General features: G+C 40.9%; 12 protein-coding genes. 9 read left to right on the top strand and 3 right to left on the bottom strand.

Annotation, left to right across the window (positions count from 1 at the left end; translation table 11 throughout):
- The 3 genes from lptB to Q0338_RS03690 form a co-directional block, all read right to left on the bottom strand.
- Nucleotides 1-639, bottom strand: a 639-nt coding sequence (lptB, locus tag Q0338_RS03700; RefSeq protein WP_298085581.1) for an LPS export ABC transporter ATP-binding protein, incomplete at its 3' end; no start/stop codon positions are given.
- Complete coding sequence (tsaE, locus tag Q0338_RS03695; protein WP_298085580.1) at nt 632-1,033, bottom strand: tRNA (adenosine(37)-N6)-threonylcarbamoyltransferase complex ATPase subunit type 1 TsaE; 402 nt, start codon at nt 1,031-1,033, stop codon at nt 632-634. The genes lptB and tsaE, both read right to left, overlap by 8 nt.
- Entirely contained in the window at nt 1,030-1,275 is a 246-nt protein-coding gene (locus tag Q0338_RS03690) for a S4 domain-containing protein (RefSeq protein WP_124851202.1), read from the bottom strand. The genes tsaE and Q0338_RS03690 overlap by 4 nt, the downstream gene beginning before the upstream one ends.
- Nucleotides 1,276-1,441: 166 nt before the next feature.
- On the opposite strand from Q0338_RS03690, the gene Q0338_RS03685 reads away from it, so the two are divergent.
- The 9 genes from Q0338_RS03685 (at nt 1,442) to mshL (ending at nt 10,119) form a co-directional block, all read left to right on the top strand.
- Nucleotides 1,442-2,665 (top strand): argininosuccinate synthase, encoded by a 1,224-nt coding sequence (locus Q0338_RS03685; protein WP_298085579.1) that lies wholly within the window; start codon nt 1,442-1,444, stop codon nt 2,663-2,665.
- 13 nt (nt 2,666-2,678) lie between these two features.
- On the top strand, nt 2,679-3,125 hold the full coding sequence (gene rplI, locus Q0338_RS03680; protein ID WP_002945216.1) for a 50S ribosomal protein L9: 447 nt from the start codon (nt 2,679-2,681) through the stop codon (nt 3,123-3,125).
- Nucleotides 3,126-3,659: an ATP-dependent protease subunit HslV gene (hslV, locus tag Q0338_RS03675; RefSeq protein ID WP_009494476.1), complete on the top strand. Its 534-nt coding sequence runs from the start codon at nt 3,126-3,128 to the stop codon at nt 3,657-3,659. It abuts the gene before it with no gap.
- Between the two features lie 7 nt (nt 3,660-3,666).
- Nucleotides 3,667-4,989, top strand: coding sequence for an HslU--HslV peptidase ATPase subunit (gene hslU, locus Q0338_RS03670; protein ID WP_009494477.1), 1,323 nt, complete (start codon nt 3,667-3,669; stop codon nt 4,987-4,989).
- On the top strand, nt 4,986-5,855 hold the full coding sequence (gene era, locus Q0338_RS03665; protein ID WP_298085578.1) for a GTPase Era: 870 nt from the start codon (nt 4,986-4,988) through the stop codon (nt 5,853-5,855). Before hslU ends, era begins: the two co-directional genes overlap by 4 nt.
- 110 nt (nt 5,856-5,965) lie before the next feature.
- Nucleotides 5,966-7,477: a hypothetical protein gene (locus Q0338_RS03660; RefSeq protein ID WP_298085577.1), complete on the top strand. Its 1,512-nt coding sequence runs from the start codon at nt 5,966-5,968 to the stop codon at nt 7,475-7,477.
- The gene (gene pilO / locus Q0338_RS03655; protein ID WP_298085576.1) at nt 7,477-8,139 is read left to right on the top strand and encodes a type 4a pilus biogenesis protein PilO; all 663 of its coding nucleotides are present in this window, start codon (nt 7,477-7,479) and stop codon (nt 8,137-8,139) included. Before Q0338_RS03660 ends, pilO begins: the two co-directional genes overlap by 1 nt.
- Nucleotides 8,118-8,540 (top strand): hypothetical protein, encoded by a 423-nt coding sequence (locus Q0338_RS03650; protein ID WP_298085575.1) that lies wholly within the window; start codon nt 8,118-8,120, stop codon nt 8,538-8,540. Before pilO ends, Q0338_RS03650 begins: the two co-directional genes overlap by 22 nt.
- A complete protein-coding gene (gene mshL / locus Q0338_RS03645) occupies nt 8,518-10,119 on the top strand; it encodes a pilus (MSHA type) biogenesis protein MshL (RefSeq protein ID WP_298085574.1) in 1,602 nt (533 codons plus the stop codon). The genes Q0338_RS03650 and mshL overlap by 23 nt, the downstream gene beginning before the upstream one ends.
- The last annotated feature ends 113 nt before the right edge of the window (nt 10,120-10,232 follow it).

Raw genomic sequence — 10,232 nt, 5'->3', positions numbered from 1 at the left:
GCTGCCGTCCTTGATCACGTAGGCGCGGTCGCAGATGGCTAGCGTCTCACGGACGTTGTGGTCGGTGATGAGCACGCCGATGCCAAGCTTTTTTAGATCCCTAACGATACTTTGTATGTCGCTAACGGCGATCGGATCGACGCCGGCAAAGGGCTCATCCAGTAGCAAAAATTTAGGCGTAATGATTAGGCTTCTAGCGATCTCGCAGCGTCTGCGCTCGCCGCCGCTTAGACTCACGCCCTTTCGCAGGCGTATGGGCTCGATATTTAGCAAATTTAGCATTTCATTTACTTTTTTCTCGCGGACGGCCTCATCTTTATATAGGATTTCGGCGCCAAGAAGTAAATTTTCCTCGACGGAGAGGTCTTTAAATATACTTGATTCTTGCGGCAGATAGCCGATACCCATATGCGCGCGCTTATGTAGCGGCACCTTCGTCACGTCTGCGCCGTCTAAAAACACGCTGCCGCTAGTTGGCGAGATGAGCCCGCAGATCATATAAAACGTCGTCGTTTTACCAGCGCCGTTTGGCCCCAGCAGCCCCACTACCTCTCCGCTTTTGACCTCTAGCGAGATACCTTTTATGATGTTTGTTTTTTTGATCGTTTTTTGTAAATCTTTAACTTCTAATTTATGCACCGTAAACCTCGTATTTTCGCCCTTTTTGGCTAGGCGAGATGACTACCTTGACGCATTTTTCGCCCAAATTTTCTAGCGCCTTTTCCAGTCGCTCGTCGCCCCACTCTACCAGGTGCAGGCCATCTTCTAGCAAATTTTCAAAAAGTCCGTTTTGCAAAATCGCGTCAAGTCCGTTTTGATAGATGTCGTAGTGATAAATTTTATCTCCGTAGCTTTGCATAACCGAAAACGTGGGCGACGTAACCTCCGCATCGATGCCGCGAGCTTTTACGATGGCTTTTACTAGCGTCGTTTTGCCGCTAGCTAAATTTCCCTGCAAGATAACGACGCCGCTTTGGGGTAAAATTTTTACCACCTCCTCAAGCTCGCCAAGTCCCAAATTTAGCTCTATCATAGCTCTTTTACGTATAGCGCTTGGGCTGATTTTGGGATACTTTTGGTCTCCGGGATCGCTAGCACCTCGTAGCGCGCCTCTCTCGTTAAAAATTTGATCGTTATCACGTCGCCGATCTTGACCTCTTTGGCCGGTTTGGCGACGACGCCGTTTACGCTCACGACGCCGCTTTTGCACATGTCTTCGCTGACCGCGCGTCTTTTTGTGATATTTACGGTATTTAAAAACTTATCTACTCTCATGGCGGCGATTTTAGCCAAATTTGGCTTAAATTTTTAATTCCTCGCCGCTACATATTAAATTTAATGTAAATTTGACGTTTAGCGTACGCGATTTTAGCGGAGATATTTATAACAAATTAATCAAATTTGGCTAAAATACGCGTCATCTCAATATAAAGGATAGAGAATGAAAAAAGACGTGAAAAAAGTCGTTCTCGCCTATTCGGGCGGACTTGATACGAGCATTATTTTAAAATGGCTACAAGACGAGTATAAATGCGAAGTGGTGACCTTTACCGCCGATATCGGTCAGGGCGAGGAGCTAGAACCCGCACGCCAAAAAGCGCTGGAGCTCGGTATAAAACCCGAAAATATATTTATAGAGGATTTAAAAGAGGAATTTGCGCGAGATTTCGTATTTCCGATGTTTAGAGCAAACGCCGTCTACGAGGGCGAATATCTACTAGGCACCTCGATAGCTCGCCCGCTGATAGCTAAAAAACAAGCCGAAATCGCCGCCAAAGTAGGCGCCGACGGCGTGAGTCACGGAGCGACCGGCAAAGGCAACGACCAAGTGCGCTTTGAGCTAGGCTACTACGCGCTGGGAGATAACCTAACCATCATCGCCCCTTGGCGCGAATGGGATCTAAACAGCCGCGAAAAGCTACTAAAATACGCCGAAAAAAACGGTATCAAAATAGAAAAGAAACCGGGCAAAAGCCCCTACTCTATGGACGCAAATTTGCTCCACATCAGCTACGAGGGCTTAGTGCTTGAAAACCCTGCTCACGCTCCGGAAGCCGATATGTGGCGCTGGACGGTAAGCCCGAAAGACGCGCCAAACGAAAGCGAGATAATAGAAATAGGCTACGAAAAAGGCGATCCGGTTAGCTTAAACGGTAAAAAAATGAGCCCTGCGGCGCTGCTAGCCGAGCTAAACCGCCTAGGCGCAAAACACGGTATCGGCAGACTCGACCTCGTAGAAAACCGCTCGGTCGGCATGAAAAGCCGCGGCTGCTACGAAACTCCGGGCGGCACGATAATGCTAAAAGCTCACCGCGCGATCGAGAGCATCACGCTAGACCGCGGCGCGGCGCACCTAAAAGACGAGCTGATGCCTCGCTACGCAGAGCTCATCTATAACGGCTACTGGTGGTCGCCTGAGCGTATCATGCTGCAAGCGCTCATCGACAAGAGCCAAGAGAACGTAAACGGCACGGTCAAAGTCGAGCTCTACAAAGGCAACGTCATCGTGCTAGGACGCGACAGCAAGACGGACAATCTCTTTAGCGAGGCGTTTTGCACGTTTGAAGAGGATAGCGTGTTTGATCAAAAAGATGCGAACGGATTTATCAAGCTAAACGCGCTAAGATTTATCATCGGACGCAAAAACGGACGCAAATTTAACTAAATAAAGGATAAAAATGAAAGTACTACTAATAAAAGACGTAAAATCGCTCGGAAAAGCCGGCGAAATCAAAGAGGTAAAAGAAGGCTACGGAAATAACTTCCTAATCGGCAAAGGCTTTGCAAAAGCTGCAACCCCCGATGTTTTGCGCCAGTACGAAGCCGAGCAAAAACGCAAGGCCGAAGAGCTAAAATACGAGATCGCAAATATAGAAAAGCTAAAATCCGAGATCGAAAAAATCACGCTCAAGGTTAAAAAGCCGCTCGGAGCAAACGGAGCGCTATTTGGCGCGGTGACGAAGGATGAAATTTCAGAAGCGCTAGAAAAAAATCATCATCTAGTCGTAGATAAAAAGGCGTTTGACTTTGCTCACACTATAAAAGCGACCGGCATCTACGAAGTGGACGTCAAGCTCGGCCACGCCGTGCGCGCCACGCTAAAACTAGACGTCGAGGGCGAATAAGTGTTTCACGCGACTACCATTTTAGCCTACAAAGGCAAGAACAAATCAGTCATCGGCGGCGACGGACAGGTGAGCTTTGGCAACACGGTGCTAAAAGGCAATGCGGTAAAAATCCGCAAAATCCACGGCGGCAAGGTCCTAGCGGGCTTTGCCGGCAGTACCGCCGATGCGTTTAATCTCTTTGATATGTTTGAAAACAACCTAGATCACGCCAAAGGCGACCTGCTAAAGGCCGTGATCGAGTTTAGCAAAGAGTGGCGCAAGGATAAGTATCTACGCAAGCTAGAGGCTATGATGCTGGTGCTTGATAGAGAGAAAATTTTCCTTTTAAGCGGGACGGGCGACGTCGTAGAGCCCGAAGACGGCAAGATAGCCGCCATCGGAAGCGGCGGAAACTATGCTCTCTCTGCCGCCAGGGCTCTTGATAAATTTGCCCAGATCGACGAAGAAGAGCTCGTAAAAGAGAGCCTAAAGATCGCGGGCGAAATTTGCATTTATACGAACACGAACATAAAAACCTACGTTTTAGAATAGAGAAAAGATGAATTTAACCCCAAAAGAGATAGTGAAATTTTTAGACGATTACGTCATCGGGCAAAAGGACGCTAAAAAGATCATCGCCATCGCGCTACGAAACCGCTACCGCAGGATGAAACTAGATAAAACGATGCAAGACGATATCATGCCAAAAAACATCCTAATGATAGGCTCGACGGGCGTGGGCAAAACAGAGATCGCAAGGCGTTTGTCAAAGATGATGGGCTTGCCGTTTATCAAAGTAGAAGCTAGCAAATACACCGAAGTGGGCTTCGTCGGACGCGACGTAGAAAGCATGGTGCGCGACCTGGCGGCTGCGTCGGTAAATTTGGTCAAAGCCGAACAGCGCGAGAAAAATCGCGAGAAAATCGACGAATATGTAAAAGATAAGATAATAAAAAAGCTCCTACCGCCTCTGCCGACAGGTGCGAGCGAAGAGAAAAAAGCCGACTACGAAAAAAGCTACGAAAAGATGATGAGTAGGCTCGAAAACGGCGATCTGGATGATCTAAGCATCGAGATAGAAGTCGTGCAAAATAGCTTTGACGCGGGTGCGAACGTGCCGCCCGATATGGCGCAAATGCAAGAGAGCTTCGTCAAAATCATCGGCCTAAGCAACAAAACCGTCAAAAAAGAGATGAAGGTAAAAGACGCTAAAGAGGCGCTCAAAAACGAAGCTAGCGATAAAATTTTAGATATGGAGAGCATCAAAACCGAAGCCGTGCGAAGAGCCGAAAACGAGGGCATAATCTTTATCGACGAGATCGATAAGGTCGCGGTAAGCTCCGGAAACTCCGGCAGACAAGATCCGAGCAAAGAAGGCGTACAGCGCGACTTGCTACCTATCGTGGAGGGCTCGACGGTGACGACCAAATTTGGCGCCATAAAGACCGATCACATCCTTTTTATCGCCGCGGGCGCCTTTCACATCAGCAAGCCAAGCGATCTAATCCCGGAGCTTCAGGGGCGTTTCCCGCTGCGAGTTGAGCTTGATAGCCTAGATGAAAATGCGCTGTATCAAATTTTAACTCAGCCTAAAAATTCGCTACTTAAGCAGTACGAAGCGCTTTTAAAAACCGAAAACGTGGAGCTTAAATTTAACGATGAAGCCATCAGGGCTATCGCAAAAATCGCTCAAAACGCCAACGAAAAAATGGAAGACATCGGCGCTAGACGCCTACACACCGTGATCGAGCGCGTGATCGAGGATATCAGCTTTGAGGCTAACGAGCACGGCGGCGAGACGGTAGAGGTAGACAAAGCCCTCGTAGAAAAGCGCCTATCAGACGTCGTCGAGGATCAAGACCTGGCGAGATATATCTTATGAAATCAGGCTTTGTAAGCATCATCGGTCGTACGAATGCAGGCAAAAGCTCCCTTTTAAATTTTTTGCTCGATGCGAAGATCACCATCGTCTCGCACAAGCAAAACGCCACGAGGCGCAAGATCAGCGGTATCGTGATGAACGGCGAAGATCAGATCGTTTTTACCGATACGCCGGGGCTTCACGAGAGCAACAAAACGCTAAACAAACTTATGATAAACGAAGCGATAAAATCGATGGGCGACTGCGACGCGATCGTGTTTTTGGCGCCCATTCACGACGGCATAGACGACTACGTCAAATTTTTAAATTTAAATCCGCAAAAACCACATATCTTGGTGCTCACCAAGGTTGACGAAGTCTCAAACGCCAAGGTGCTTGAAAAAATCGCGCAGTATCAAAAATTCCAAGATAAATTTACAGCGCTTTTGCCTTTTAGCGTCAAAAAGCAAACCTACAAAAAGCCGCTTTTGGATGAAATTTGCAAGCTTTTGCCAGAACACGAGTATTTTTACGATCCGGAATTTTTAACGCCGACAAATGAAAAGGAAATTTTTCGTGAATTTATCCTTGAGGCGCTCTACGACAATCTAAGCGACGAGATCCCCTACTCTACCGACGTGCTCATAGACAAAGTCAAAGAAAGACCGGAAATAACTGAAATTTATGCCACCATAATTACCGAACGCGAGATACATAAATCTATGATTATCGGAAAAAATGGACAAACCATCAAAAGAATCGGGATAAATTCAAGAAAGTTAATATCAAATTTTACCGGTCAAAAAATCCTCGTAAAGCTCGTTGTAGTCGTTAAAAAAGACTGGCGTAAAGACGAAAAAACTATAAAAAGCTTGAATATTTTATAAACAATTATTAGGTTGCCTAATTTTTGTGCTATAATAACGCCATTGGTTGTGGGTTTTATTATTTTTTTGCAATCATACAATTGATTATTTGTTTGGAGGAAATTTAAACTATGGCAAAAAACAAAGGCGATACAGGAAGCATAGTCACATACGATCCATATCTGCAAACCTCTTATACTTTTTCTAATAATAAAATTTTTCCAACGGAATTAAGCAAAGCTAATAAAAATAGCTTTTTTATATCGTATGTCAAATATAAAGATATCACGGTAGGAAGCGTGGAAATTCCGATATCAACAGAAGAAGACGACACATCAAACCTAATAACCATAAAAGCTTATGAGCAGCTTAACCTAGATCCAGCAACTGAATACAAGATAGTGTACAATGAGGTTCCAAATATCTCATCCGAAACTAAAGTTTTTAATGTATTCATATCTGACATTTTATCTACAGATAAATTATACTCTTTAGCAGTAAAGAAGATTCCATTTATAGATTACGTAGTTCCTGCTCCATTGGCATTTGATGCATTATACAAAAAGAACATACTTTCCGCTCAAGATACGGAAGCCTTTATAGTAATACAAGAGGATGACGCTTTTATAGCCGTTTACCAAAACGGAGAGTATGTCCAGTCAAGACCACTTAGATATTCTATAAAAGGTATTAGTGAAAAATTTGCTACTTTAAGCGGAGATAAACTAAACGATAGTGCATTCTTAGATATCATCAAAGACGTAACAAATACACTGGATGATAAAAATAAAGATTTTATAACGGAAATTTTTGACGAGATAGCTTATTATATAGGCGATATCGTAAATAGTCTTAGCAGGTTTAATGGGTCAAGTATTTCAAGCATATATATAGCAGCTGATGCAACAATGGGTGATTTTGCAGAATTTATGCAAGAAAAGCTAAATATACCAACCAAAAATCTTGAGCTAAATATCGCAATAAACTCAAAAGAAATAGAGATAAGCAACATCCATAATATTATGGTGGTTAACGCACAATACTACAAAGAAACCTGGGAAAATGATTTTAACTTCTCAAATTTCTTGCGTCCACTGCCGCTATTCCAACGCAACAGCGGCAAGCTTATTATGTATGTGCTAGTTGGCTTATCACTCGGCTTATTACATCCATTGTATCTTTATGTATCAGGAATCATAACCGATATAGATACTGCAGATAAAAAGAGTGAATATGAAATTAACAATGCAGATAAAATAAGAATAGAGTCGGCCCTGGCAGCCGCTGATCAACAAATTTTAGATACTTCAAAATTAATTGAGGCCGAACAAGAAAGAATTAATTTTAGAAAAAATACCATCAATGAAATTTATGACAAAAAAGTTAATTATCCTATGAAGGGCATTGTACTGTTTGAGCTTAGCAATCTAATAAATAATAAAGACATACAGACTGCAAAAATTAATAACTCAGACAGAAATATGACAGTTACCCTAGTAGGTAAAGATGAAAAGAAATTAACGGAGCTTATACAAAACGTAAGCAATTCTGAAAGATACTCCATACTAACTAGAGAAATTTTACTCGATAAAAATTATGGAGCACCATCATATGAAACAAATGTCACTATAAAGATTAAATAATGAAAAAAGATAATACACTTGTAAAAATCGATAACTATTTCGACGGAAAAAAGCCAAGCGAAGTTACATTGATGTTAATTATGGCGCTTGTCTTGTCTGGCGTTATTGCATATTATGCTGTTATACAATATGCGCAAGACTATTACGATAATTCAATGTCAACCAATAGTCAAACAACAGACCAATTAAATAAGGTAAATGCTTATCTAGATAGCGTAAGTCAAAATAACGACAGAAACAATGATAGAAATTTTAAAATAAATCAGAAGCAAAATGAGCTAAAACAAAGACAAAATGAACTTGCTAATGCTAAAAATATGAATCAGTATTTTGATAATAAGCTTCGAGAATTATCATATCTAATTTTTAATGAGCAAAGCTGGGCTGATTTCTTAGATAGTTTGGCTCTTTTAGCAAATAAAAATAATGTAAAAATAACAAAAATTGTAAATACCTTTAAAGAGCCTAATGCGCAAAAAATAGAACAAATACTTGACATTAACGTTTCAGTCGATGGTAATTATAAAGATATCATAGGCTACATCAATGCTATTGAAGAATCAAAACTAGTAGTAGACGTCAATGGAATAGATATAAATTCTACTGATGGCAAATTAAAAGGAAATATGGGAATTTATATATGGGGGATGAAATATCAATGAAAAATAGAGTCTTATTTTCTATATTAATGCTTTGCTCTGTATCTTTGGCTAACAATTCTCAGGCAGAAATGGAGCACTATGATCAGCTTTTCAGTGCAATCAATGAACAACGAAAGGGCTTAAGCGAATCGGAGCTAAAAAGCCTCTCTGATCCTTTTTTAAAAATTAAAAACACAAATCATGACAACAATGGGTCTCTGGATGAAACATTTGATCTGCAAGCTATTTTTAACAACAAAGCTAAAATAAACGGTAAGTGGTATCAAGCAAAGGATAGTGTTGGAGAATATGAGCTTGCAAGCATTAAATCCAAGAGTGTTACACTAATAAATAAAGATGAAAAAATCGATTTAAATTTAACAAAAGGGGCAAATAAAAATGTCGTTATCAAAATTAAATAGAATTTTTACCATATCCATTATAACTGCTTTGTCGCTAACTACAGCAAATGCCAATAGTTGCGAAAAAAGAGTTTTTAACCTTAAAATTAATGAGCAAGTTTCCGTTCAAGAGATTTTAACGCAACTATCAGACATGTGTCATTTTAGTGTTGTTACAAAAGATCAATTCGCCAAAGACGCCATAAGCGAACCGCTTTTTGGAATCAATATAAAAGACAAAACATTAAATGAAATTTTTAGCCTTTTGCTATCCGAAAAAGATATGAGCTATACCTTTTCTCAGGATATACTAAAAATTTCGTCTCTCCAGACTAAAACATTTAAGATTGATTATATAACATCCGTTAGAGAAGGAACGGCTATAACAAAAGCATCGGTTGATTCTGCCCCTATTGAAGTTGGCGACGAGAAAGAAGATAGTGGTGAAGCGGATATTACTAAAGGCGGCGGTAAGCTTGACAACATCATAAGGACTGTTGAAAAATTTGATTTTTGGGAAAAATTAGATACTGAAATTAAAGCGATACTAAACAATACTACAGAAAGTATCGTTGCGCCGGATCCTATCATCAATGCCAATGCAGGATTAGTCACCGTAACTGGTACGGCGGCGCAACTAAGAAGAGTTTCAGAATATATTAGAGATATCCAGGAAAGACTCAAAAAACAAGTAGTCATTGATGTTTCCATAATATCAGTTGAGTTAGCAAACAGCTACACAAAAGGTGTAGACTGGAGTAAATTTAATATAGGTTTTAAAACCGGATTATACAATCGTACGGTCGTAACTGGCATAACTGAAACCGTAGGACAAGACGCCGCTGGTAATCCTACGACCACTTTAAGCAGAACATATGGAATGATTCCGGCAAATGACCTATTTTGGTCAAATAGAGGAAACGGTCTTGGCGGTGGTTTTTCTCAAAGCATGAATTTGATTGCAGGTTTTAATTTTAATTTAGACGGCGTTTTAAATTTTCTAGAAACAAATGGAAGAACAAAAGTTGTTTCAAGCCCGAAAATTACAACTTTAAATAATCAACAGGCCCTAATTTCCGTGGGAGATAATGTAAACTATAGAGTTCAGGAAGAAAGCCAAAACAATAACGCTTTAAATGGTAAAACCACTATAACCTATAAGCAATATTCTGTTTTTATAGGAATTTTGCTTAACATTTTACCAGAGGTTTCAGACGATAATAAGATTATGCTCCGTATTAATCCATCTCTTAGCAGCTTCAAATACAATGAAGATGATGTTAGGCAAAGCACAACCATAAGAGAAATCGCACCAGATACTATACAAAAAAAGCTTTCTACTGTTGTGCAGGTAAATAGCGGTGATACAATCGTTTTAGGTGGACTTATAGCTCAGTCTAAAGGCAAGGAAAATACAAAGGTACCATTCTTGGGAGACATCCCTGTGCTTGGACATGCATTTAAAAGCACAAAAGATAATCTTAGGACAACAGAACTTGTATTTATCATAACCCCAAGAATAGTTGACACATCAAATGCTACACCAATCAATCAGTCTCTTAAAGATTTAGGTTTTTCGAGGTCAACGTATGAGCAATAAATATACTACTCTAAAAAATATATTTATTGATGTAGCACAAGAAAATAACTACATAAATTTAGATAAGTCTATTATTGCATATAAAAAAATTTTAGATTTGTTACAAAAGCCTG

The sequence above is a fragment of the uncultured Campylobacter sp. genome (assembly GCF_938018145.1).
Lineage (GTDB): Bacteria > Campylobacterota > Campylobacteria > Campylobacterales > Campylobacteraceae > Campylobacter_A.
Note: the sequence above shows the minus strand (reverse complement) of the source record. Positions and strands in the feature narration are given on the sequence as shown.

Excerpts from the sequence above, each read along its gene's own strand:
- tsaE (WP_298085580.1), bottom strand. The coding sequence starts at position 1,033 with ATGATAGAGCTAAATTTGGGACTTGGCGAGCTTGAGGAGGTGGTAAAA.
- Q0338_RS03690 (WP_124851202.1), bottom strand. The coding sequence starts at position 1,275 with ATGAGAGTAGATAAGTTTTTAAATACCGTAAATATCACAAAAAGACGC.
- Q0338_RS03685 (WP_298085579.1), top strand. The coding sequence starts at position 1,442 with ATGAAAAAAGACGTGAAAAAAGTCGTTCTCGCCTATTCGGGCGGACTT.
- rplI (WP_002945216.1), top strand. The coding sequence starts at position 2,679 with ATGAAAGTACTACTAATAAAAGACGTAAAATCGCTCGGAAAAGCCGGC.
- hslU (WP_009494477.1), top strand. The coding sequence starts at position 3,667 with ATGAATTTAACCCCAAAAGAGATAGTGAAATTTTTAGACGATTACGTC.
- era (WP_298085578.1), top strand. The coding sequence starts at position 4,986 with ATGAAATCAGGCTTTGTAAGCATCATCGGTCGTACGAATGCAGGCAAA.
- Q0338_RS03660 (WP_298085577.1), top strand. The coding sequence starts at position 5,966 with ATGGCAAAAAACAAAGGCGATACAGGAAGCATAGTCACATACGATCCA.
- pilO (WP_298085576.1), top strand. The coding sequence starts at position 7,477 with ATGAAAAAAGATAATACACTTGTAAAAATCGATAACTATTTCGACGGA.
- Q0338_RS03650 (WP_298085575.1), top strand. The coding sequence starts at position 8,118 with ATGGGGGATGAAATATCAATGAAAAATAGAGTCTTATTTTCTATATTA.
- mshL (WP_298085574.1), top strand. The coding sequence starts at position 8,518 with ATGTCGTTATCAAAATTAAATAGAATTTTTACCATATCCATTATAACT.